The sequence below is a fragment of the Schlesneria paludicola DSM 18645 genome (assembly GCF_000255655.1).
Lineage (GTDB): Bacteria > Planctomycetota > Planctomycetia > Planctomycetales > Planctomycetaceae > Schlesneria > Schlesneria paludicola.
In genome coordinates, this window is record NZ_JH636434.1 from 725,828 (window position 1) to 751,144 (window position 25,317).

The following is a 25,317-nucleotide window of genomic DNA, read 5'->3' on the forward strand; positions in this document are numbered from 1 at the left end:
ACGACTTAGCACGTCGCGTTCTCAATTTGACACAACTTTGACAGAGACATGACGGAAGCCTGACACTCGATTTCCGATCTTTTCCTATAGTGCCGGTAGACAATCGAGTTCACGGGATTTTGTTGAAGACCTCAGCTCGATAACCAAGCGAACGGATTCGCATGGGGTGGAAGAAAACCTGGAAACACCGAATTTATCGGAGATCACGATGTCAACCATCTCCCCGAAGCGATCAACGCAGGACAAACATAAGAAGCACCGTGCGCCCGTTGAAGTGGCGAATGCGGGTCCTTCGACACAGGCTTCGCCTGACCGCCCCGCACCCGTTTGGGAACCTTGGTTGCCAAACCGACTTCGCTGGGACAATATTGACTGGGTTGTTGTGGCTTGGATGTCGGCCATGCACATCGGCGCGCTGGCAGCCCCCTTCTTTTTCACATGGCAAGCCCTAGCCACCTGCTTTGTTCTGCATTGGTTTACCGCCAGCATCGGAATTTGCCTGGGTTACCACCGTTTTCTCTCGCACAAGTCGTTTAAGCTTCAAAGCCCTGCCCGCCTGATGGCCATTTTCGCAGGGGTCCTTTCTGGTGAAGGGTCTCCCATCGTCTGGGCTGCGACACATCGATTGCATCATCAACGGTCAGACCAAGAAGGCGATCCGCATTCGCCACTCATTACAGCCGTCTGGTCGCACCTATCCTGGTTGTTTATTCGCCGGAAGGAAGAAGAACGGCAGGCGTTGTTCAGAAAATATACACCGGATCTGATCGTTGATCCGATGCTGCAATTCTTCGAAAAGACCTACTTTTTGTGGCTGGTCGCCTCGGGTGTTGCACTTTATGTCATCGGTGCCATGACAGGTATTGGCGGCATGTCGATGCTTCTGTGGGGCATGTGCATGCGAATGGTTCTGGTCTATCACGGCACTTGGTTTGTGAATTCGGCGACGCACCTGTGGGGCTATCGGAACTACGACGCACGCGACGAAAGTCGCAATCTGTGGTGGGTTGCGATCTGGGCTTACGGCGAAGGTTGGCACAACAACCACCACGCACACCCCCATGTGGCCCCTGCCGGCCATCGGTGGTGGGAACTTGACCCCACTTGGTGGGCGATCAAGACCCTTAGGTTGTTTGGATTGGCCTACGATGTCGATGATCGTATTCCGACAACGCGGGAGCCAGCCAAGGCGGAAGCCTGATCCACACGGATTTGAAGTCTCACATGACACAACGGGCGGCATCCAAGCTGGATGTCGCCCGTTTTCGTTCTTTGAAACCTGAACAGATCGAGCAACCACGCAGTTCGCAGCGTCGTATCGGCCCATTCCGATCATTCTGGACACCCTTGCTTGGGCTTTGGTAGGTCGGCTGAATGATCTGCTTCAAAAATCTCCTCGCGGCCTGAATTCAGTTTGGGCTGAAACGGCGTTACAATCTTGCGGAAATGTCCGAGCCCCCGTTTACACCACCGCCGCCGACCAGACCGTTCGAGCCCACCGTCGTGATTGTCGGAGTTGGCTTGATCGGCGGATCGCTCGCGGCAGCTTTGAAAGCACGTTCCGTCGCCCGCACCGTTATCGGTGTCGGACGCGACATCGCGCGAATCGGGGCCGCACGTGAAGCCGGATTGATTGACGAAGCGACGACAGACATTCGGACCGTCGTCGATCGCGCTGATCTAATCGTCTTCTGTACCCCCGTTGATCGCGTCCCCATTGACGTCCTTCAGTTGGCTTCCACACAGAACGGAGACTTGATTGCCAACGGACCTGGCCTTCCCTTAATGACGGACGTGGGGAGCGTCAAAGGTCCGATTTGCAATGAACTGGCGAGTGTCTCCAGATTTATTGGGTCTCACCCCATCGCTGGATCGCATCGACAGGGGTTTGAAGCGGCAGACGCAAACCTATTCGAGGGGCGAACCTGCGTCATTACTCCCATACCAACTTCGAATGAATCGTCGATTGATCGACTTGAACGATTTTGGCGCGCGGTCGGGATGACGACAGTTCGAATGTCTCCTGCGGCACATGATGACTCCTTGGCAATGACCAGTCATCTGCCTCATGTCGTCGCGGCGGCCCTTGCAGCCACGCTTTCGGAAGAGAATCGCCGGCTGACGGGCAGCGGATTCCGCGATACGACTCGCGTCGCCGAGGGCGATCCAAAACTGTGGACGGGAATCCTGATGCAGAATTCGGAATTCGTTGTTCAGGGGATCGATCGTATCATCCAGCAGCTTTCCGCGTATCGAGCCGCACTTGAATCGCATGAACCTGTGGCAGTTCAAAAGCTCTTGTTGGAGGGGCAATTCTCCCGGGCGATGCTCGATCGAATCCAGCGGGGAATTGACTAGAAGTCGGTATTCGAGGCAGGAACCAACGGCGGAATGGGTTCATCGACTTCGAAATGCGGTATAACATCGTTGGCATCGCGAACGGCGAACGACGTCAGGATAGTTTTCACGGTAAGGAATTGATTCGGAATGCTCTGGGAAGTTGAAATCTGTCCGACTGCCAACGAAATCGACCGCGAAGGATTGCGGATTGCACAAGAAGCCCGCGCGTTGGGAGCGGCAACGATTCGTAATGTGCGCAGCGCACGGTCATTCCTGTTGCAGGGGCCCAGTTTGACCGACGCCGATGTCCGCCGTGCGGCCGCGACGTTGCTGGTCGATCCCGTCGCCGAGACCTTTTCGGTTACGCAAATCTCCAAGTCGGCGCGTCCGTCCACCGAAGGACCACAACTGAATGTGTTGTTCAAGCCGGGCGTGACAGACAATGTCGCGTTCAGCACGAAGAAGGCGCTACTCGATCTAAAGTTTTCGATTGAGGCGGTCGCCACAGTGCGCCGCTACTGGTTCGAAGCAAGTGCCTCGCCAGTCGAGTTGGAACGACTCTCCAAACGCGTGCTTGCCAACGACGCCATCGAACGCGTCGTCGTTGGTCCACTGGCAATGGAAGGAATCGGAGCCGGTTCGGAATACAAATTCGAACGACGAACAGTTGCCATTCGCTCAATGAACGACGACGAACTGATGTCGCTTAGCAAGCATGGGCAACTTTACCTTAGCCTGGCGGAAATGCGCACGATTCAACAACACTGGGTTGAGAATCAACATGATCCGTCCGATATCGAGCTGGAAACGGTCGCACAAACCTGGAGCGAACACTGCTCGCACAAGACGCTTAAAGGACGAATCCGCTATCGCGACGAGCGCGGCGAACGGCTCTTCGAAAACCTGCTGAAAGAAACCGTATTTGGTGCCACCGTCGAAATCCGACGTCAACTCGGCGCAGACGACTGGTGTGTCAGCGTGTTCAAGGACAACGCGGGGGTCGTCACGTTTGACGAAAAGCAGCACGTCTGCTTTAAAGTCGAAACTCACAACCACCCCTCGGCGATTGAGCCATACGGCGGTGCGAATACAGGGATCGGCGGAGTCATTCGCGATCCGCTCGGAACAGGTCTGGGTGCGCGGCCCATTCTCAACACCGACGTCTTCTGTTTCGCTTCGCCCGAAACACCTGTGGAATCGCTGCCCCCAGGCGTATTGCATCCAAAACTTGTCATGAAAGGCGTTGTTTCGGGTGTCCGCGATTATGGAAATCGGATGGGAATTCCCACCGTCAACGGCGCGGTGTTCTTCGATGAACGCTATCTCGGAAATCCCCTGGTCTACTGTGGCACTGCCGCGATGATCCCCGTCGACAAAGTGGAAAAACAAGTCGAGGTCGGAGACTTGATTGTGGCTGTCGGCGGTCGAACCGGTCGCGACGGGATTCACGGCGCGACGTTCTCATCCGCGGAATTGACCGAAGAAAGTGAAACCGTCTCGGGCGGTGCCGTGCAGATTGGAAATGCCGTCGTTGAAAAGATGGTCGCCGATGTGGTCCTTCAAGCCCGCGATTTGGGACTCTATCACGCCATCACCGACTGCGGCGCAGGTGGATTCAGTTCCGCTGTGGGTGAAATGGGCGAAGAGATCGGTGCCGTCGTCTGGCTGGAGAAATGTCCGCTCAAGTATGCTGGCCTGTCGTATACCGAAATCTGGATCAGCGAGGCCCAAGAGCGAATGGTGCTTGCCGTCCCTCCCGACAATTGGGAACAATTCCATTTCCTGTGCGCGGCCGAAGGCGTTGAAGCGTCTGTCATCGGACAATTCGGCAACGAAGGGCGCCTGAAACTGACGTATGAGGGCGAAACCGTCGGTGATGTGGCGATGAGTTTCCTGCACGAAGGACGGCCTCAAGTGGTCCGGGAAGCGGTTTACACTCCCGTCGCCGATGCACCACTCATGGGTCAATCGCCAACAACAGGCCAAGTCAACTATGATTCAGTGTTGCGGCAGATTCTCGGTTCGCTGAATGTTTGCAGCAAAGAATGGATCATCCGGCAGTACGATCACGAAGTGCAGTCGGGATCGGTCATCAAGCCGCTGGTCGGCCTTGCTTGCGACGGCCCTTCCGATGCGGCTGTCGTTCGACCGGATCTCACCTCAAACCGAGGTGTCGTCGTTTCGAACGGAATGAATCCTTACTACGGCGACTTCGACCCATACTGGATGGCCGCCGCGGCAATTGACGAAGCCGTGAGAAACTGTGTCGCGGTTGGAGCCGATCCGCGCCGAATTGCGATCCTCGATAACTTCTGCTGGGGAAACACCGAGCGACCAGAAACTCTGGGATCGCTCGTACGCGCCGCCTTGGGATGTCGTGATGTTGCAATCGCCTTCGGCACGCCGTTCATCAGCGGCAAGGACAGCCTGAACAATGAGTTTTCCTACGTTGACTCCACGTCCGGAGAAAAACGGACGGTGACCATTCCGTCGTCACTCCTGATCAGCGCCATCGGGCAAGTTGCCGACGTCAGGCACTGCGTGACCATGGACCTGAAGCAGGCTGGCAACCATTTGTATCTTGTCGGCGAGACTCGGGATGAAATGGGTGGAAGCCACTATGCGTTGGTAAACCAACTCAAGGGTGGCCGAGTACCACGAGTGGATCTCCAATTGGCTCCCCGGATCTTCCATGCAATGCACGAAGTGATTTCCACCGGCCTGGTGCGAAGCACACACGATTTGAGTGAAGGTGGCCTGGCAACGTCCGCCGCGGAGATGGCGTTCGCGGGGGGATTGGGAGTCGATCTCGATCTAACCGAATGTGCGAAACTCGCCGGATTGTCAGATCCAGCCCTCGTCTTGTTCTCAGAAAGTCCCACCCGATTCCTCGTCGAAGTCGAACCCGCTTCAGTGCCGAACTTCGAAGCCGCCTTTGAAGGACTACCGCTGGCAAAGGTTGGGGTGGTGACACATTCGAATCGAGTTCACGCGACCCTGAACGGGCAACCCGTTCTCGGTTCGGCCTGTTCCGAGCTCAAAGCGGCTTGGAGTCGTCCATTGGCTTGGGATTGATCGCGTCTGGGCGAGCCTGTTCATTCTGGTGCTGCCGTTCATGTCCCCAATGTCGCGTCCCATAGTCAGTCGCCGACAGTGTGAACATGATGGCAAGCCAGAACAGGGAGGCAATCAGAACGAGTTTGACCAAGACTGCGCCACCCCGAACGTGCATAAAGAACAGCACGATCAGCAGGGCTTTGGCGGACGCAATTGCAAGACTGACAACGAAATTGCCCCGCCCCAAATCGAACTCAGCCGCACAAACGCTGATCGCGAGCAGCACCAGCAGGGCGGCGTACACAGCAACATACGTCTTCACGGGGTTAGCAGCGGACATCATTGTGATCTTGTTCCAATCAAGTAGAGGAACGGAAAGAGGAAGACCCAGACGACATCAACGAAATGCCAGTAGAGCCCCGTAATGCGAAGTGGCGCTGAAAACTCGCCCAGCAGTCGCCCCCTCGCGACCTGCACGAGCAGGATCAGAAAAAGAATCAGCCCAATCACCATGTGAATAGCATGCACCCCGGTCATGATGTAGTACAAATCAAAAAACATCTCCGCCTGTGCCGAATCAGGCCCCTTCCACCGGAACGGCAACCCGGAGACCGGCATAAGCCCGAGTTGATATTTTTCGTAGTACTCAAATGATTTAATCCCGAGGAATCCGAGTCCCAGAGCAATCGTGGCCGACAACCAGAACAGTGCGTAATGCCGATGTTGTGTCTCGGCGGCATGGATCGCAAGGACCACGGTCAAACTGCTCGTCAGCAAGACGACGGTATTGATCGTCCCCCAGACCAGATCGAGATGGCGACTGGCACTAGCAAACGCGGTCTCGTCGTGAACGCGGTAAATCGTGTACGTCAGAAAGAGTCCGCCAAAGAACATCGCTTCGGTCGCCAGGAAGATCCACATTCCAAAATCAGACGCTTCGTTCTGCTGGGACAGATCATCAAACTGATGTGCGATAGCATGTTGGCCTAGAGCAGGTGCATCAGATGCGGATCGCAGGATACTCATCGAGCACCTCCCGTCCCGACCTGTTGATCAAAACGCTCGTAATCGTACGCCTCGTCCACAACGATGGGTGTTTCCGTGAAATTCTCGGTCGGCGGCGGCGAAGGAGTTTGCCATTCAAGCCCCGTTGCATTCCACGGATTTGAAGTTGTCGGCTTGCCGTACCAGAGCGACCAAAGCAAATAGGTGAGCGGGAAGAAATAGCCCACAGCCAGGATGGACGCGCCCGCAGATGACATCACATTGAGGACCTGAAACTCAGGCGGGTACACATGATAGCGCCGCGGCATTCCAAGATATCCGAGAATGTACTGCGGAAAGAATGTCAGGTTGAAACCGAAGAAAATGAGAATCGCAGACAATCGCGCCCAGTTCTCGGGATACATCCGCCCCGTCATCTTGGGCCACCAGAAATGGATTCCGCCGAGATACCCCATCACCGCGCCACCCACCATGATGTAATGGAAATGGGCGACGACGAAATAGGTATCATGCACATGGACATCAACCGCCAGTGCCGCAACAAACAGGCCGGTCAATCCCCCCATCGTAAACAGACCAATAAAACCAAGTGCGTACAGCATCGGAGTCTCGAAACTGATCGAGCCTTTATGCATTGAAGCGGTCCAGTTGAATACTTTGATCGCGGAAGGAATCGCGACAAGATAACTGAGCATCGAAAAGACCAATCCTGCATACACCGATTGTCCACTGACGAAGAGGTGGTGTCCCCAGACGAGAAACCCAAAGACGGCGATGGCGACGCTCGAAAATCCAATGAATGCGTAGCCAAATGGACGCCGACGACAAAAGCAGGGAATGATTTCGCTGACAACCCCCATGCTCGGCAAAATCATGATGTAGACCGCCGGATGCGAATAGAACCAGAACAGATGTTGAAACAGGATTGGATCGCCGCCCAGTCGAGGATCGAAGATCCCAAATCCAAACAGACGTTCCATCGCCACCAGCAGAATGCTGATTGCCAAAACAGGTGTTCCCAGAACCATGATGATGCTGGTCGCATAGATCGACCAGATGAACAAGGGCAGACGAAACCAGGTCAATCCGGGGGCACGCATCTTGTGGATCGAGACAACAAAATTCAGCCCTGTCAGAATCGACGAAAAGCCTGTGATGAAAATTCCTACAGCGGTCGCCATCACATAGGTATTGCTGTACGTACTGCTGTAAGGAGCATAAAACGTCCAGCCGGTATCGACTCCGCCCGCCAGCAGTGCATACAGAGTGAATGCACCGCCAAGCATGTAAATATACCAACTCAGCAAATTCAGCCGAGGAAACGCCAGATCACGCGCGCCGATCATCAGAGGAACCAGAAAATTCCCCAGAACGGCAGGAATGGAGGGGATCAGGAAAAAGAACACCATGATCACGCCGTGTGCGGTAAACAGCTTGTTGTAAGTTTCCGTACGAACCAGATCCCCTTGAGGCGTCATCAGGTCCAGGCGGACCACGGTCGCGGCAATCCCTCCGATCACAAAGAAAAAGGTGATCGAGACAAGATACAACAGCGCAATTCGCTTGTGATCCACCGTCAACAACCATGATGCGACACTATATCCCGAATTGAGATAGTGGCGTCGCGCGCGCGGCGGCTGCACAGGCTGAATCGGTGGTGATCGTTCGATGATACTCATGGTTGCGCCAGCGATTTGATGTAAGCGATCAATTGAATCAATTGCTCTTCGTCGACTTGCCCGTCGAATGTCGGCATGATCGGTTGGTAGCCGGCCACAACCTTCGATGAGGGGCGCAAAATGGATTCACGTAGATACGTGTCGTCCGCGACGATCGTTCGACCGTCTGCCAACTTCACTTCGTGCCCGAACAGTCCCGCCAGTGGTGGGCCTCGCGTCGCTACTCCATTTGATCGGTGGCAGGTGTGACAGCGAAGATTCTCGAACACCCGTTCGCCAGCCACCGCGGGAGATTCGGTCGGACTCGTCCCGCCAAGCCAGTCCCCATACTCCGCGGGTTCCATCACCACGATGCGTCCTACCATGCGAGAATGATTGGTGCCGCAGTACTCCGCACAGAAGAGATGGAATTCGCCCGTCCGCGTCGCCTCAAACCAGCAACTCGCGTAGCTTCCGGGAAGCACATCGCGTTTGATCCGAAACGCGGGGACATACAGACTGTGAATGACGTCCTCAGAGATCATTGTCAGTTTTACAGGTTGTCCGAGCGGAACATGCAGTTCATTGATTTCGCGCCGACCATTCGAATGCTGAAACTTCCACATCCACTGTTTTGCCACGACGCGGACGTCCATTCCGTCCGATGGAATTCGCGAGCTGGAAAGGTAGAGCGTGGCTCCCCAAGCGAAGATTCCCATCGACAGCGTGAACAGCACGGCCATCACCGAAACTTCCATCGAGACCCCGCGATGGGTACGGCTCGAACGATCGACACCAAGATTGCCTCGGCGATACTTGATTGCGAAATAGAGGATGAATCCGGTAATCAGCAACGTAAAAAAGAGCGACATGCCAATCAAAGACAAATAGAGCCGGTCGACGTGAGGTGCCAACGTCGAGGCTTGTTCCGGCATCAGTCGAAATCCATCATCGATCATGACTGTGACAGTTCTTTGAGTGTGGAATCAGACGCTCCCATCGGCAGGATCGCTCGATTCTCTGCTGGAAACAGTTTCGATCGGCGTCGCTCGTTCCGAAACATGAAAGCGAGATAGGTCCCGAGGCCGAAGATCGTCAGTCCGCCGGCGATCCGAAGCAGATTGGAAATCGCAAGACCATATTTTCCGGTCAATGGATCGTAGTGGTAGCAAAGCAGCAGGATCTGATCGACGCGCGATCCGATGCGCTGAATGGCACTCTCTTCCAGTCCCCAGCGAAGATCCTGTGGCGCAAAATCAATTCCATACATGTACCGAGACAAACGACCTTTTGGAGTGGCGATCATTAGACCGCTGGCGTGCGCGAACTGATCCGTTCGTTCAACGTAACGGTAACGAAATCCAATAACGCGCGTGATCCGATCAATCGCGTCCTGGTCCCCGGTCAGAAAATGCATTCCGTTCGCCGCCCCCGACCGACGATACGCGCGAGAGTATTGCTTTTTCTTTTCAGCGGCCAGATCGCTAGATTCTCGGGCATCGAAGCTGATCGCGATGAATTGGTAGTCGCGGCCAATCTCAAGTGGCACCGCCTGGCTGGTCTTCAGAAAGCCATTCAGCACCTGTGAGCACAGCATCGGGCAGCGGTACTGGACGAGTGCAATCACCACAGGACGGTGATCAAAAAACTCGCCGAGAGGCACGCGACGGCCCATTTCATCATGAAACACGGCATCCAACGGCAATTGCGAATCCAGCTGCTGCTCAATTCCAATGTCCCGCAGCAACTCAGCCGTGGGACTTTGTCCGGCAGGCGTTCGGTACGGGCTTCCCGTCGTGAAGCGTTGCGCGAACGCTGTTGAATCGATCAGCAATGACATGATCATTGCCAACACGAGCCTGAGGCTGACTATCGCACATGCGGTCAAAGTGGGGCGATCAACAGTCGTCATCGCGGGACCTCCTGTTGTTCATCCGTTGGTTTCTCATCCGGTTGCTTGTCGACAGGTGACCGCAGTTCGCTCGGCCGCTCCACCGCGGACTTCGGCGAGTCAGTCGGTTCAGGAAAGCCTCGTTCGGCCAGGATTTTCATCGCCGCATCGATCGGGATCCGCCCCAGATTTCGCTTGGAATCGACCCAGCCGTAACTCGACAAACGCTGTTCTTCGGTACGTCGGAAGGATACTAGATCACGCCGTGGCTGAGCTTGCAGAGCGGGACCGCGCAGCACGTGATCGGCCGCAATCTGACTTTGCGGCAATTCAATTCGTTCCGGCGCTGTTTCAAACGTCCAGAATGCCCGATCTAGAAGTAGCAGCACTCCGGCAATCATCATCGTCAGAACGATCGCAAAGAGCCCAATCGGACGCAGCTTGATATCCGTCCGCTCATGTTGGTCCGGCGCGGAAGATTTTGCCTGTGGTGTGTGACCGATATTGTCCATATCAAAGCCTTCCCTCGCTAAGAATCATCGCGGCGTCTGGTGCGGCGCTGGATAGACGCCAGGCAAAAACCGACAGCCACGCCGCCCCCACGGTCAGCAACGTCAGCAACGGGAATACGACAACATTCATAAGCGAAGCCGTTCGAGCTGTCGGTCCGATCGCGGGCATGATGGTCCAATACAAATCGACATAGTGCATCAAAAGCAGCAGTCCCGCGATCAAACACAGTCGACCATGATCTCGCTTGATCGCTTTCGACAGCAGCAGCGAAAATGGAATGACGAAATGAAATACCACCAACCCCAATGCCAGAGCACCCCAGCCGTGTTGCAGCCGCCCTAAATACCAGACCGTTTCTTCCGGCAAATTGCCCGACCAAACAATCAGAAATTGAAAAAATGAGCAATAGGCCCAGAACATGACCGATGCGAGCATCAAGTTGCCGTAGTCATTCAGGCGATCCATGGTGACCACTGACAATCGCGGATTCGCCTGCTGCAGCCAGTACGACACGATGATCAGGAATGAAAAGCCGGCGGCACCGTGGCCAGCAATTTGGATCAGCGGATACATCGTCGAATACCACAGCGGCTCGAGCGACATCATCCAATCCACCGATGCCAGTGAAAAAGAAAAGCCATACGCCATGAAGCCCAAGCCACTAACGCGTTGTAGGCGGCGCGCCCGAGTCAGTTCATCTATTTTCGGAGCCGGACGCGAAAACTGAGCAATGACGGCGGCCAGAACGATCCAGATCAAGAAGTAGACAACGGCACGCCCCCAGAAACCTGTTTGATTCAAGTAGCCCGACTTTCGAACCAGTGCTTCGTGGATGGCGACATAGTCCATGTCGGTCCAGGGATAAATCAGAGCGGTCGCGGCGCCGATCGGCAAGAACAGCAAGGCCATCAACGGAATTGTTTCGTATCCCGCGTCCATGATCCGTCGAACCATGTTGCCCCAACCACCACCCGTCATTCCATGGATCATGGCGAGCGCCAGGCATCCGAGGGAAACACTAAGCCAGTAACAAAACGCCACCAAATACGCGGACAGAAATGATTCGCGATCCAGACGGCCTGCGAGTAAGCACAGGATCACTCCGATGGCGGCGACACCAAGCCCCCGACTCGGCCATCGCGACAATTCCTTGGCGGGCGGAGGTGGTCGTGTCATGGCGCGCCCTCCTGCCTGGGAATCGGAACGGCATCGTCTGACGTCAAGTTGTCAAATGATTCTTTGAACTTCAGAGGAAGCTCTTCGAGTTCGACCAACTGGCTGAACTGCAGCGCGCGGATGTAGGCCACGATTGCCCAGCGATCGACGACATCGACACGACTCGAATAACTGGACATGGCCCCAAATCCGGATGTCATGACATCAAAGAAGTGACCTGCCGCCGCATTCCGCAAACGCTCGTCATGGTATGAGGGTGGCCGGCGAAACCCGCGCTGGACGATCATTCCATCACCCACTCCCGTTCGCCCGTGACAGACCGCACAATGAATGTTGAAGCGATTTTGCCCGCGTTCCAGCAGTCCCAGACGTCGATCTTCGACAGAGGTGTTGTCGTACGATCGAGGGAATCGCAAGGGAAATCGGCTGTGAAGTTCGCGATAGGCTTCTTCCGGAATCGCGGAGACAAAGGTGCTATCCCCGCGCCCTGTATAATACGCGATATTGTCACGCAGACCGCCGCGCGGAATCGTTCCGACAACAGGCGGCCGAGCAGACAATCCATCGCCGAAGAAGGTGCTGGCTTCGTACGGCTCATAGCGCGGCTGATCGTACATATCCAATCGATCGCACCCGGAGATGAGCGCCACCGTGATGGCACCAATGGCCAGCATCGGTCGTCCGCTATGCCACCTCAAAGCCCCGACAACACGAAAGCACCAATCGCGAACGTTGCAGCGTCGCGTCATGGCTGCACCTCATGGACGTGCAGTGACATTCCTTGCAGGAAGGCCCGTGTCTGCTCAAGCTCGAAACGAGGATCACGCGACTGGATACACAAGAAGAAGCGGTCTCGAGTCGCAAGACTGAAGGCAGGAACGTTGAATAAGGGATGATGCGGATGTGGTAGGCCATTCAAGGCAAGCATTCCAAAGAACGCGCCAAACGCCGCGCCGAGAATCGTCAATTCGAACGTAATTGGAATAAACGACGGCCAGCTATTCAGCGGCCGTCCACCGACATTCAGTGGATAGCTCACAATGCTCGCGTACGACATTGTGGCGTATGCCGTGACCCCGCCAAGCACGCCGCCGATCAAGACAACCCACGGCAGTCGAGTTGGCCGCTGGCCGAGCGCCGCGGAAAGTCCTTCAACAGGGAATGGCGTGTAAGCATTCATCTGACGGTATCCGGCGGCATGCGCCTGATGCGCCGCGTCGACGACGGCTTCGGCCACGTCGAATTCGGCCAGCAGCCCATACAATCGTTCAGCAGGGGGAATGACATCCATCTTCACGCCTCGGCATCCGTTTCCCGAACGAGTTCTCGCAACTCAAAGATCGAAATGACCGGCAGGAAACGTACGAAGAGAAACAGTAACGTCAGGAACAAACCGACAGACCCGATCAGGTGCGTATAGTCCCAGATCGTGGGTTGATAGATTCGCCACGACGACGGCAGAAAGTCGCGATGCAGGCTGACGACAACAATGATAAATCGTTCGAGCCACATCCCGACGTTGACAATCAATGACACGACAAACAGCACAACCAGATTGTTTCGCAACGAATCACACCAGAGCAATTGCGGCGTAATCACATTGCACGCGATCAGCGCCCAGTAGCTCCAACCATACGGCCCAAGTACACGATTGATCGTGACGAATCGCTCGTACTCATTGCCACTGTAATAGGCGAAGAACAATTCCGATGCATACCCGTAGAACATGATCGATCCGGTCGCCAGGATCACTTTCCCCATGTTGTCGAGGTGGCGCATCGTGACAAAATCCTGCAACCCATAGATCGATCGCAACGGGATCATGAGAGTCATCACCATCGCGAAGCCAGAGAAGATCGCTCCAGTGACAAAGAACGGCGGCGAGAACGTGGTGTGCCAGCCGGGCACGATCGACGCCGCGAAGTCCATGCCGACAATACTGTGCACCGAGACAACCAGTGGCGTCGCGATGCCCGCCATCAATAGGTAGGCCGTCTGATACCTCTGCCAGTGTGCCGCAGAACCTCGCCAGCCCATGGCCAGCATTCCATAAATGATACGGCTGAGCCAGTTTTTTGATCGGTCACGCAGCGTCGCCAGATCGGGAATCAACCCCATGTACCAGAACAGACTCGAAACTGTGAAATAGGTCATGACGGCAAACACATCCCAAACCAGGGGGCTGCGGAAATTCGGCCACAAGTCCATCGTGTTGGGATAGGGCAGCATCCAATAAAACACCCACGGACGCCCCATGTGCAGTAGCGGAAACAATCCCGCACAGGAAACCGCGAACAGGGTCATCGCTTCGGCAAATCGATTGATGCTGGTGCGCCAGTCCTGATGAAGGAGTAACAACACGGCAGAAATCAGGGTTCCAGCATGTCCGATTCCGATCCACCAGACAAAATTGACAATCGGAAAGGCCCAACCGACGGGAATCGTCGTCCCCCAGATGCCGATTCCTTTGGCGAGCAAATATGCCGTCGCATACATGAAAGCCATCATCAACGCAAACGAAACCGCAAATCCGAAGATCCAGCCGCGTGATGTTTTCCGTGTCAGGACGATCGCGCTGATTTTATCTGTGACCGATCCATAAGTATGACCGGGCTCAATCACGGCATGTGTTTCCACCGAAACGGGCAGTAACTTCACATCGTCCGCAGGGGTCACATCGGAGTGACTGGCCCTGCTTTGCCGTCGTCGCTTACGGTGGCTCATGATGCCTCCGGCTTGCTGATGATCAGTTGAAAGAGCCGCTCATCGTTCGCAGGCGCTTCCTCCAGGTCTGGATGAGGGTTACGAACCCGTGCCAGATGCGTTGTCCGCGGCAGCGTATTCAGCTCAGCAAGCAACGAATAATTGAGGGTAGACTCCTTGATCTTCGAGACGGCACTCTCTCGATCCGCCACGTTCCCAAACGCAATGGCCTGTGCAGGACAGACCTGCTGGCATGCCGTAACGACTTCCCCATCACGAACCGGACGACGTTCTTTCTGGGCTTCGATCTTGGCGTGATTGATACGCTGGACGCAGTACGTACATTTTTCCATGACGCCGCGACTGCGAACGGTCACATCGGGATTTCGGAGCAGTGACAACGAGGGCGCATGCTCGCTGTCGTACTCAAAATGACGGTCGTAGTCCAAGAAGTTGAACCGGCGAACTTTGTAGGGACAGTTATTGGAACAGTATCGAGTCCCGACACAGCGGTTATAGATCATCTGATTCAGGCCTTCATGGCTATGAACCGTAGCTGCGACGGGGCAGACGAGCTCGCAGGGCGCATTCTCGCAGTGCACGCACATCACAGGTTGAAAGACGGTTTCAGGGGCCTCGATTCCACCACGATAGTACCGGTCGATCCGCAACCAGTGCATTTCGCGACCAATCCGCACTTGTTCTTTTCCGACGATCGGAATGTTGTTCTCGGATTGGCAGGCAACGACGCAGGCATTGCACCCGATACATGCCGTTTGATCGATGACCATTCCCCAGGCATTCTCAGACGGTTCGGGTTTCGGATACAGCGTCGGCTGTTCGTGAGGATGCCGTCGCTCCTCGGAAAGGGACTCGGGATTCTGACGAAACTGAGCCAGTGACAACACAGGAATAAGATCGCGACCTTCCATACTGTGGTGGTTTTGAGTGACTGCCAATGCATGCTGTTCGCCAGTCCGCCTGACGGTGACACCTGCCGCGAACCATTCACTCCGTGCCGGGCGAATACGGTAAGCATCCGCACCAACCCCCTGACCAATTCGGCCACAGTGTCGACGACCATACCCTAGTGAGAGCGAAATCGAATCATCGGGCTGGCCAGGAACGATCAACACCGCCGCTGTGACAGTACGCCCGTCGAGCGACAATTCAATGAGGTCCTCATTCGCCACCTCGAGATGCCGTGCGGTACTCACACTGAGTAACGCGGCATTGCCCCATGTCAGCTTTGTCAGTGGCTTGGGAAGTTCCTGTAGCCAGCCATTGTTCGCATAGCGTCCATCGAAAACGCTGGGATCAGGCGGAAACGTGACTTCAAAGAGTGTCATATCATCGGATCTCGTTGCGACTCCCGACGAAATCGCCTCCGTCTCCTGGTCGATGAACTTCCACTCTGGTTCGTACGAGGCAAGTCGACTGCCTGGAATCACACCATCATGAACCGCGCGAGGCCACCGTGTCTCGAACTGATCGGTGAACTCCTGCCGCCAGAATTGTTGAATAGTGTCATAGGCGCTTCGTTCGGGATGGCCATCGACGGCAGCAAGTAGCTCGTAAGCGGTTCGCCCTCCAAATAGGGGTGCGATCAATGGCTGTTGAAGTGTGACCGTCCCATCGAAGGCCCGGGCGTCTCCCCACGATTCCAGGGGATGCGCTTGCGGCAGGTGCCAATGCGACGCAAATGAGGTCTCGTCATATTCGAGCGCCAAGTGGACTCGGCAGGCGACACGGTCAAACGCTTGAGCAAACCCCAATTCGGCCGGAGCGTTGTAGACCGGATTCCCGCCAACAACGATCAGCAGTTGAGTTTCCCCCTGCGTCATCCGCGAAACTAATTGACGAAGAGATTCCAATTGATCGGTCGGCTCGGGCTCAACGGTTTTGAGATACTCGACCGTACTCCCAACGTTGTTCAGTTGACGATTCATCGCATGACACAGGGCGTGAACGACGGCGGGTTGCCCTTCGCCCGGAATCACCAGCGAGCGGCCTTCGTGTGATTTGAGTTCTTCCGTGACTGTCTTCAGCCAGTTGTCAGGAATGTGTGCAGAGAGCTCGAAACGCGAGTCCGCCACAGAAACCCCAAGTTGTCGCGCGATGATTCGTGCGAGTCCCTCAACGGCACGAGCAGGCAAGGGAAGTCGGTGATCGGCCTGTGCACCAGTCAATCCGGGAGTGCTCTCGACGGCGAACAGGCGATTCATTGACCGCGATGTCTGCGGCCCGTCATTCTCGGCGAGGGATTGCTTTCGCCGGTTAATGAAATCCCGAACGTACCGCACACTGCCCGGCATATCTGCGAGAAAATCCGCGTCGAGTGTCAGAATCACGTCGGCCTGATCAATGTGATAAATCGTCTCGACGAATTCACCAAAGGCAATTTGCGCCCCCTTACGGGCATTGTCGCGTGTCACAGGTTCGTACTGATGCCAAGTGGCTTCTGGATAGTTCGATCGCAACGACGTGAGTTGCTGTCCCAACGATGGCGATGTGACCGTTTCTGTGAGAATCGCAAAGCCACGACCGCGTTCGGTGCGAATGGCACCCATGCGCGCGGTGAGATCCGTCAAAAACTCGCCCCAGGTGCTGATCCGTCCGGCATGCAACGTATTCTGTGAGCGATCAGGGTCATACAAGGACAGAATTGACGCCTGTGCGAAGGTATCTGTTGCTCCAAGACTGGCCGGATGCTCGGGATGGCCCTCAATCTTGATGGGACGTCCCAAATGGCTTTTCACAAGCAAGCCCGTCGCATACCCCGACCGTAGATGAGACGTCGCATAGAAAAGTGGTTTGCCTGGAACAAAATCTTCCGGCTGACGCACATAGGGAACAATCTTTTCCTCGGGTTGCCGCATACACCCACTGATACCGACACCTGCCAATCCCAATGAACCGGCCATGAGCTTCAAGAAGCTGCGACGACTGGCAGAATCGGGCCATTCACTGGCTTGTCGCGGGAATTCACGGTGCAGAAAGTCGATAAACTCCTCCGTCTCACTGAGTTCCGCCAGACTTCGCCATGGACGATTGGGATCAACCTTTGGTACAGATGAAAACGGTTGCCCGGTACGATCCACGTCAAACAACTGTCGCAGTTCTTCTGCGTCATTGACGCGGCCGGCGATCTTGCGGCTCTGCTCCGTGGTATCGAACACTGGGTCACTCATCGATGGCATGTCCCACAATCGAGAAGGGGTTTGGAATCGATGCGCAACTCGCGACTCAAGTCCTCTTGCTCACGAGACGTGTGCTTGATGCCAAACGAGTAGATTTCGTCGAGCGGTCGGATGGAGCGTTCAGGATGAGCGTGGCAGTCGAGACACCAGCCCATCTGCAAAGTATGTGCCCGTCGCATTAGGGGCATCTGGTCAACGCGCCCATGACAGCTCTCGCATCCAACACCCTTAGCGACGTGAATGCTATGGTCGAAATAAACAAAATCGGGAACGTCATGCACCCGCGTCCACGCCAGCGGCTTGCCTGTCCTCAGACTCGCTCGAACAGGCTCAAGCATCGGACTGTCTTTCCAGACCTGTGAATGACAACTCATACACGTTTCGGTCGCGGGCATCCCGGCAAACGACGAGGTTTCAACACTCGTGTGGCAGTAACGACAATCGATTCCAAGACCACTGACATGATGTTCGTGGCTGAATGGTATCGGCTGCTCTCGGACAACGTCCGCCTCCGTCACATAGGACGAACGATTGAACTGGTCCCACCCAAAGGCCAACAGCGCGCAGAAGATCAGCCCGCCGAAGATTGTGACTTTGGAAACCGTGTTTAGACTGCGATGGAAGATCTGTGGCATCGCAACCGGCCCTCGCAGGTGATCCTTCGCCCCTTATGTTTTCACATCAGTTGACGATTCGTCGATGCAAACCATGCGCCATGCTCACAACCCCGACCTGAGGATGCAGACATGTTTGATCTCCGGCACACGCAATTAACGCGTCCGCTCAAATACCTCGATTACGATGGCCAGATTCGTTCCCAACATCAATCCCAAAGTGCGCGAATCCCAAAGAAGGCGGTGTCTTTCACACGACGTGCCATTTCTTTCCAGAGACGAATGCGCGGATCAGTACAGAATGTCATGCTCAGCATGATCCGCAGGTCACCCTCGCGCGTTGGGCTGGCGCGATGCAAGACGCGAGCTCCTTCGAATACGACAAGTGAGTTCGCCGAAGTCTCGATCACTTCGTCGCGATCTGAAGTGCGCCGCATCAACTGACTCTGCGACACCCCGCCTGATGACGATTCGTTCGCCAGCGAAAGCAAAACCGTGAAATGGCGGCCACGGTAGAAATTGTGATCATAGTGCCAATTGATGTGATCACCGGGATTCTTGTAGCACAGCAGCGAAAGCGAACTTTGATCGCGATCGGGAGTGGGCTGGACCTGCTCGGAAGTGATCGAGGAAATCCACGCCTTGAGCTCGGACGAGTGGTAGAGCTCGAGACAGTTTTGTGCGAACCGATGAATGTCTTCGTACGACAGTGTCTGACCTTGTTTATGCAACGGGATGTAACTGGGCACCATCTGTGGAATTGCCTGCTCAGCTTCGGCTCGCAATCGTCGCAAGTCATCTAACATCAGAAAATTGTCGATGCGAACCAGACGCTCATAGTGAAAGCGTTCTGCAAGTGCCCGCCGATCTGCCAATGCGGCGAAGTGGGCGGGACGATCCTGTCCATGTTGCTGACGTTGCGCGGCTAGCGTCGAAAGAGTTCGATTTCGACGGATTCGATGTCGGATCAAGATCGTCAATAGTGTGCCAACGACACTTGTCGCCAGCCCTGCAATCAAAACCCACATGCGCCGCGTCCCTCCCCTAATGGTGGCCGCTCAGAAAACATTGAGTTGTCAGACGTTTGATATTGATCGATTTCTATTACTAGAGACATCTTTAATCGGACAGAAGCGAAACATGATGTACGAATCGCTGTCAAAAAGGAATCGTACGTTGTGAGGCGCGGATGATCGAACTGATGAACTTGATGACGGTTTGATCCTGAACATGTAACTGTTCACAGCTCGGCGAGAGGGGGATAGGTCCCCTGAGCATCAACAACACCGAGTGAGAACGACCACGACAGTGAACATTCTCACTCGCGCCTGAAACGAACTACCCTCCGACTGCCATGTGCTGCTCGAGGGTCGTCAATCCACAGAACCTGATTTTCTCGTTCAGGCCGATAGTTGATTGCAATCGGTCCCCATTCACAACAGTCGACGCTGGTTTCGCGTCGTCGGGGCGGCTCCCGGGGAACCGATCGAATTCAGCCAGTCACATACATGGTTACCTGATGACCCCGCTTCCCGTGAGGTACGAGTGGAACTTCACTCTGCATCGCGCGTCCCGGCCAGGTGTCCAACTCGGTAACGCCGCCGATTAAAAGACTGAGCGTATGGCCTGACAAGACGACTGTGGTCAAATTCGTGCTTGAGCGAACGCCATTAATGAGCAATGCGGTTTAATTCATAGACCTGAACCGAGAGACGGCCCAGAACCACGGCGGCGGCGGCGGTACTAGTCGTCGCCGATGACCAGTCGCAAATAACTTTCGTAGCGGATCTGCGAAATCAAATCATTCTGCACGGCCACTCGCACCGCACAACCTTCTTCCACAAGATGCAGGCAGTCCGGGAATTTGCAGTGCGCGACGAACGGCCGGAACTCCAGAAAATAGCCTTCCATCTCTTCGGGCTGAACATCCCACAACTCAAGCTGTCGGATTCCAGGCGTGTCGACGACCCAGCCGCCAAAATCGAGCTCTCGCAATTGGGCGAACCGCGTTGTGTGACGCCCTTTCTGCGTGATCCGGCTCACGTCCCCTGTCTTCATGGCCAGCCCCGGCTGAATGGCATTCAACAACGAGGATTTGCCGACGCCGCTTTGACCAGTAAAAACCGTCTGCTCGCCCTGCAAGAGACGTTTCAAGGTCGCGATCCCGAGCCCTGTTTGAACACTGGTTGGCACAATTGTGTAACCCAACCGCGCATAAAGACCAATGACGGGTTGCAGGTCGGCCAGATCCGCCAGGTCGACTTTGTTCAGAATGATGAGCGCGCGAACGTTTCCCTTGGCAGAGCTCACCAGAAACCGATCAATCAGCGCGGGTTTGAGGGCCGGTTCCGCGGCTGACGCCACGATCGCAACTTGTGTCACATTCGCCACCAGAATGTGCTGCTTGTATTGGTGCCCGCGGGCCAGGACACCATCGCGCGGCTCAACTCGCTCGATGACCCCCTTGCAATTCTCATCTGGCAAGAAGAGCACACAGTCGCCGGTGACTACAGCGTTTCGCGCATCACGTGCAACCGTGCGCACAACACGGCGCACGGTACATTCGAAATGGAGCCCTGCGTGAGCTTGCCCCGGGTCCACTTGAACCGTGCACTGCGTTGATCCAATCGCAGCCAGAACCCGCCCCCTCAGACATGCCGCTTCGTCGACATGCAGAATAATCGAATTATCGTCTCCGGTTTCACCCAGAACGGTACGTCGCCGTGACAAATCCCCTTTCCCAGAGACTCGCTGCCCGCGTTCGAGATGTTCGATCCCAGATTCATCCGAATGCGCCATCCGGGTGAAATCATTCTGCCGCCGCGTATTTTGGCGGTTCTTCCGGAAATCGATTCGAATTTTCTTCGAGGATTTTTTGGGCACGTTCAATCGATCCCATAGGGTGATGGCGACAACCTCGTTTGATTACTCATTGTTCGTAATCAAACGAGACACCGACGGCCCGTCGGATCAATGTCAGGCAGGCAACTTCGACACATCAGCGGCACTCGATTCTTGCTGCTCACACGTCCATCGTCGGGAGAAGGATTCCGACTCAATACCGCTCGCCGCCTCCGTCGCACATCGCCTGTTCCAAGAAATGCAGCACGACAAGCCCGCATTGACGTGTTCAAGCATACAAACCAAACGGTAATCCAGCGAGACGGCGGGCCGCGCTGACGCTGTTAAAAAAAAGAGCGTCCGAATCCTGGAAGGACTCGGACGCTACTGACCCCATGGGGATTCGAACCCCAGTTCTCGGACTGAAAATCCGATGTCCTAGGCCTCTAGACGATGGGGCCGTCAGGCACATGTTATAGCGAAGGTGGATACAAGATCGGAGTCAACGAGGCCACTCTTCAACAAAGTTTTTAAAAAAACTTTGCGGGGCCAAGATTCAACATCGGGGAAGAACCTTTTCACGCCCAAATGTACAGTTAGTCGGCGGACGCATTCTCTTCAACTGGCGGATCAACGGTGACGACGGGCTCTGCTTGAGCCGCCATGGCATCACGGACCTCACTTCTGTGAATGGGAACTTCACGAGGAGCCTCGATACCAAGTCGAACTTTGTCACCGCGGATCTCGACAACGGTGATGACGATTGAATCGTCCACCACAATGCTTTCGTTTTTCTTCCGCGACAGAACTAACATGTCCCACAACTCCGAGGGCTTTGCCCTTTCTCCATCCGTGCAATTGGCATCTCAAACAAGATCGCGCAATGCTACCCACTATGAATCTGCCGTCGCATTGTAGACTCTACACGAGAGGTGTCAAGCTTCACATTTCGTGCATTTTTGGCACGTGAGTTTTCAGCAACTATTGATCAGGGCCGGCCCAACGGTTTCGTTTTCGAGCGTTTCGTTTTCATAACTCCTTTTGCAATCTGATTTTTCAGTTGCTGCTTGCGTAGCTGTGGGAACTTCGATGCGGGTTTTCGCGGGACTCCGGTCATGGCTTTGGACTCCTCAATCCTTGGAAAGTTCGCTGGCACTTTAAATAATTCGAGCAAAATCAATGGAACGCTAAAAAAACAAGAGACATCCCGCAATTGTGCGGGCCTCAATCTCTACTCGGCTTTCTGGCAGAGTGGACAGAAAAACGTGGCCCGCTGTGCCTGAACGACGCGGACGATCTGACCCAGACGACAGACCAGGCATGGCTGGCCGTCGCGCTTGTAGACCTGATGCTTGTTCTGATACCGGCCATTCTGATTCAGCGCATTGCGATATGTCCCGTCACCCAAGGTCGAACCTTCATATTCGATGGCGGTCAGCAAGATCTCCTGCACCGCCTGCACCATCCGTTTGAGTTCACGCGGACCGATTGTGTTTGATTCCGTCGCAGGATGAATGCCTGCTCGATGCAGTATCTCACTCGCATACAGATTCCCAATTCCCGCGACCACCTTCTGATCGAGTAGGACAACCTTGATTGCCCGCTGGGTTCTCGAACAACTTTCGGTCCATTGTGAAAGTGTCATTTCAAGGGCATCAGGCCCCAGCACACTTGAACAATAGTGAGCCTCGAGTTGCCCCGAATCGAAAAGTTGCACGGTCCCCAGGCCACGCCGATCCCAAAACCAAAGCGATTCGTAGGGCTGACCGTCATCGAACGTCCATTGCAGTCGCAGATGCTCCGTGTCAGGTGGATCAGTCAACACGACCAGCCCGGTCATTCGGGGCTCCAGAACCAGCGACGATCCATCAGCCACGTCAAGGACCACACGCTTGCCCAACCGGCGAACGGCCGAGAACTGATTGCCAATCAACCGCTTTTGCAGTTTGGGTAGCTTGGGCCATACTGAGATCGGCCTGCACGTATTGGGGCACGCCGTCACGGCGCGAATCGTCCGACCAACGACGTGGGGACGGATCCCGCGGACCATCGTTTCCACTTCGGGAAGCTCCGGCAAAATCCGCACTCCTGTTAAGAATTGATTATCAGTTAAAAATTGAGCGTGAGATTCAAGGGAACGGGGCAAGTGACGCGGCCAGAAGTCCCTGACAGGTCGGCGAACATGGCCCGAAGTCTCGCTGACCTGCGTGCTATGCGTCCATCGAACTGTCAATTCGGGTTTGACACTCGATGCATCTCGTTCGAACGCCAGTCGGTTGGGGCCAGTCGTCCCGAATGTACCGATTATTCTAGCCGTCCATCGCATTCTGGCGATCAGCGCGACCGGACCAAACGGCACAAGCCGGAATTCGCAGAATCTGCTTGACGTTGCCCGACACACGGACGATTCTAATCTGATACTTAGAGTGCCGGAATTGTCGGTGAATTGTTGCAACTGAATTTTTCGGCATTGCTCTGCGTCCCTCCCCGTCTGCCACGAGGAACCTCGTATGGTCCACCAAGGCCGCGTCTGTTTCGGTTTTCGCCGCATCGTCGGACAACTGCTGACGCACTCAAGCTGTGTCGCGGTTCTGGCCTGCTCCGGTCTGGCTGCGGATTCACTCAGTGATCGCGATCAACGCGTCGCCGATCATCTTGCCGCCGGAGAATTCGGCCCCGCCTTGGCGATCGCAACAGAAACCGCGAATACCGATGAACAAGCATCGCTCTTGAAACAAATTGCCACCGCACAGCAAGAGGCTGGTGATCACGATGCGGCACAGGGCACGAGCCGACGCATGCCGCGGGCTGCTGCCACCAAAAGCAATCTGTTGGCAGCACGCCCCGACACGGCCCGGCTGGCAGGAGGGCAGGCCAACTTCGGGATGCTCATCAACCTGATTCAGCGAAATACCAGCGGAAAATGGGACGACGTCGAAGGTGAATCGGCGATCACCCCTTTTCAGACGGGGGTCCGTGTTTCCCCCGCAGGACTTCTGCATCGTGTGACGGAACAAGAAAACTCCGGCCAGTTGCAGGCGATGGGTGTTCGCGCCCGGCAGGCAGACCTGAATAGCGATGTCTCTCATAAGAGCGAACTTCGAATGGTGTCGCTCACGCGGCTCGAACGCGAAGTGGCTCGACGAATGGAAGAAGGGCTGCCCATTCCGGAAACCATGTCACAACTGGCCGGACTGTCGCAGGTCAAGTTTGTCTTCGTCTATCCAGAAACAAACGAAATTGTCGTCGCCGGCCCCGCAAACGGCTGGGAATACAATCCGCAGGGACAACCGATTTCGCTTAACGATGGCCGACCGACGCTGCAACTCGATGACCTCGTCACGGTGCTGCGGACATTTGCCTCGGGTAAAGCGGATTTTGGCTGCTCGATCAACACCCGCGACGAGGGAGTCAAGGCGCTGCAGGAATTCGCCAAGTCCTCGACGAAATCAGGGGGGCTTGATCCATCCGCAACGCGTAAGTGGGTTAACGACCTGCAAAGTGCCCTGGGGCGTCAAGACGTCGTTGTCTGGGGGGTGCCTCAGGACAGCCGCGTCGCGCGAGTCATCGTCGAAGCCGATTATCGCATGAAATTGATTGGAATCGACAAGCTGGACGCGGGCAAGGAAATCCCAAGCTACTTCGATTTGCTGCCCGTTGCCCAGCAGAAGAGCCAGAACCTGGATGCACTGCGATGGTGGTTGGCACTGAAGTTCGATGGCGTGACGCACAGCAACGACAAGACCGCCTTCGAAATGCACGGTTCATCCGTGCTCTGTCAGTCGGAAAATCAGTTGCTCACAGCCGATGGCAAGCACGTTCCGACCGGACAATCGGAAGCCACCAACCGCCTGTTTGCCGAGAACTTTACAGCCAATTACGACAAACTGGCCAAGCGTGATACGGTGTTCGCCGATACCCAGAACATCTTCGACCTGGCCCTGTGTGCCGCCTTGATCAAACACGAAGGCTTGGCCGACAAGGCGAGCTGGAACATGGGTGTGTTCGCACCTCACGGGGCCTACACCCCAGCCAGCTATGCGGTCCCGAAAGAAGTCGATTCTGTCGTCAATCATCGCGTATATTCTCGCCGTAACATTGTGGTGCAAGTGGCCGGCGGCGTCAGGGCGGATGTGATGGCCGCCGCGAAGGACGTCTCGCTGAACACCACTGAACCGCGGCTGGATGATGTGGGACGCGACGCCAAAGCCGCCAAGTTGCCCGTCGGACGCTGGTGGTGGGACTCGACGAAGTAAAGCAGGGTCTCGAGCGGGCAATCTGTCAACAAATGCCCGCCCAATATCCGAACCTTGATTTCG

The 25,317-nt window shown here is 55.4% G+C and carries 20 protein-coding genes and 1 tRNA gene; 4 read left to right on the forward strand and 17 right to left on the reverse strand.

All coding sequences use genetic code 11. The annotated features are described in order from the left end of the window. Positions 1–208 precede the first annotated feature (208 nt). From OSO_RS41990 to purL, 3 genes are all read left to right on the forward strand, one after another. Positions 209–1,201 carry an acyl-CoA desaturase gene (locus OSO_RS41990; RefSeq protein ID WP_157605009.1) on the forward strand — a complete coding sequence of 331 codons (993 nt, stop codon included), beginning with the start codon at positions 209–211 and terminating at the stop codon, positions 1,199–1,201. Between the two features lie 245 nt (positions 1,202–1,446). Then, positions 1,447–2,358 (forward strand): prephenate dehydrogenase, encoded by a 912-nt coding sequence (locus OSO_RS41995; RefSeq protein WP_010582162.1) that lies wholly within the window; start codon positions 1,447–1,449, stop codon positions 2,356–2,358. A gap of 129 nt (positions 2,359–2,487) precedes the next feature. Further along, positions 2,488–5,415 carry a phosphoribosylformylglycinamidine synthase subunit PurL gene (purL, locus tag OSO_RS0103555; protein WP_010582163.1) on the forward strand — a complete coding sequence of 976 codons (2,928 nt, stop codon included), beginning with the start codon at positions 2,488–2,490 and terminating at the stop codon, positions 5,413–5,415. Here the strand turns inward: purL and OSO_RS42000 are convergent. The 17 genes from OSO_RS42000 to mutM form a co-directional block, all read right to left on the reverse strand. Next, on the reverse strand, positions 5,378–5,740 hold the full coding sequence (locus OSO_RS42000; RefSeq protein ID WP_010582164.1) for a cytochrome C oxidase subunit IV family protein: 363 nt from the start codon (positions 5,738–5,740) through the stop codon (positions 5,378–5,380). The genes purL and OSO_RS42000 overlap by 38 nt on opposite strands. Beyond that, complete coding sequence (locus OSO_RS0103565) at positions 5,737–6,423, reverse strand: cytochrome c oxidase subunit 3 (RefSeq protein WP_010582165.1); 687 nt, start codon at positions 6,421–6,423, stop codon at positions 5,737–5,739. The genes OSO_RS42000 and OSO_RS0103565 overlap by 4 nt, the downstream gene beginning before the upstream one ends. Continuing rightward, positions 6,420–8,081: a cytochrome c oxidase subunit I gene (gene ctaD / locus OSO_RS0103570; protein WP_010582166.1), complete on the reverse strand. Its 1,662-nt coding sequence runs from the start codon at positions 8,079–8,081 to the stop codon at positions 6,420–6,422. The genes OSO_RS0103565 and ctaD overlap by 4 nt, the downstream gene beginning before the upstream one ends. Next, positions 8,078–8,995: a cytochrome c oxidase subunit II gene (coxB, locus tag OSO_RS0103575; protein ID WP_202799920.1), complete on the reverse strand. Its 918-nt coding sequence runs from the start codon at positions 8,993–8,995 to the stop codon at positions 8,078–8,080. Before coxB ends, ctaD begins: the two co-directional genes overlap by 4 nt. A 20-nt stretch (positions 8,996–9,015) precedes the next feature. Further along, on the reverse strand, positions 9,016–9,972 hold the full coding sequence (locus OSO_RS0103580) for an SCO family protein (RefSeq protein ID WP_010582168.1): 957 nt from the start codon (positions 9,970–9,972) through the stop codon (positions 9,016–9,018). Further along, complete coding sequence (locus OSO_RS0103585; protein ID WP_010582169.1) at positions 9,969–10,463, reverse strand: hypothetical protein; 495 nt, start codon at positions 10,461–10,463, stop codon at positions 9,969–9,971. Before OSO_RS0103585 ends, OSO_RS0103580 begins: the two co-directional genes overlap by 4 nt. A 1-nt stretch (position 10,464) precedes the next feature. Further along, a complete protein-coding gene (locus tag OSO_RS42005; RefSeq protein ID WP_010582170.1) occupies positions 10,465–11,640 on the reverse strand; it encodes a hypothetical protein in 1,176 nt (391 codons plus the stop codon). Next, positions 11,637–12,389 (reverse strand): c-type cytochrome, encoded by a 753-nt coding sequence (locus OSO_RS42010; RefSeq protein ID WP_010582171.1) that lies wholly within the window; start codon positions 12,387–12,389, stop codon positions 11,637–11,639. Before OSO_RS42010 ends, OSO_RS42005 begins: the two co-directional genes overlap by 4 nt. After that, complete coding sequence (locus OSO_RS0103600) at positions 12,386–12,931, reverse strand: DUF3341 domain-containing protein (RefSeq protein ID WP_050985988.1); 546 nt, start codon at positions 12,929–12,931, stop codon at positions 12,386–12,388. Before OSO_RS0103600 ends, OSO_RS42010 begins: the two co-directional genes overlap by 4 nt. A 2-nt stretch (positions 12,932–12,933) precedes the next feature. Further along, positions 12,934–14,364: an NrfD/PsrC family molybdoenzyme membrane anchor subunit gene (nrfD, locus tag OSO_RS0103605; protein ID WP_010582173.1), complete on the reverse strand. Its 1,431-nt coding sequence runs from the start codon at positions 14,362–14,364 to the stop codon at positions 12,934–12,936. After that, positions 14,361–17,534, reverse strand: a complete 3,174-nt coding sequence (locus OSO_RS0103610; protein ID WP_157605013.1) for a TAT-variant-translocated molybdopterin oxidoreductase — start codon at positions 17,532–17,534, stop codon at positions 14,361–14,363. Before OSO_RS0103610 ends, nrfD begins: the two co-directional genes overlap by 4 nt. Beyond that, the gene (locus OSO_RS0103615; protein ID WP_010582175.1) at positions 17,531–18,178 is read right to left on the reverse strand and encodes a cytochrome c3 family protein; all 648 of its coding nucleotides are present in this window, start codon (positions 18,176–18,178) and stop codon (positions 17,531–17,533) included. Before OSO_RS0103615 ends, OSO_RS0103610 begins: the two co-directional genes overlap by 4 nt. Before the next feature lie 188 nt (positions 18,179–18,366). Further along, a complete protein-coding gene (locus tag OSO_RS0103620) occupies positions 18,367–19,185 on the reverse strand; it encodes a HalD/BesD family halogenase (RefSeq protein WP_010582176.1) in 819 nt (272 codons plus the stop codon). A gap of 715 nt (positions 19,186–19,900) precedes the next feature. Then, complete coding sequence (gene rsgA, locus OSO_RS0103625; RefSeq protein ID WP_010582177.1) at positions 19,901–20,956, reverse strand: ribosome small subunit-dependent GTPase A; 1,056 nt, start codon at positions 20,954–20,956, stop codon at positions 19,901–19,903. A 430-nt stretch (positions 20,957–21,386) separates the two neighbouring features. Then, positions 21,387–21,459 (reverse strand) — tRNA-Glu (locus OSO_RS0103635). A 135-nt stretch (positions 21,460–21,594) separates the two neighbouring features. Beyond that, positions 21,595–21,813 (reverse strand): carbon storage regulator CsrA, encoded by a 219-nt coding sequence (csrA, locus tag OSO_RS0103640; RefSeq protein WP_010582179.1) that lies wholly within the window; start codon positions 21,811–21,813, stop codon positions 21,595–21,597. Between the two features lie 416 nt (positions 21,814–22,229). Then, complete coding sequence (gene mutM, locus OSO_RS0103650) at positions 22,230–23,075, reverse strand: bifunctional DNA-formamidopyrimidine glycosylase/DNA-(apurinic or apyrimidinic site) lyase (RefSeq protein WP_029246608.1); 846 nt, start codon at positions 23,073–23,075, stop codon at positions 22,230–22,232. Positions 23,076–23,508: 433 nt separating this feature from the next. Between mutM and OSO_RS0103655 the strand changes: the two genes are divergently transcribed. Beyond that, positions 23,509–25,254 (forward strand): DUF1598 domain-containing protein, encoded by a 1,746-nt coding sequence (locus OSO_RS0103655; protein ID WP_010582181.1) that lies wholly within the window; start codon positions 23,509–23,511, stop codon positions 25,252–25,254. Positions 25,255–25,317: the final 63 nt, after the last annotated feature.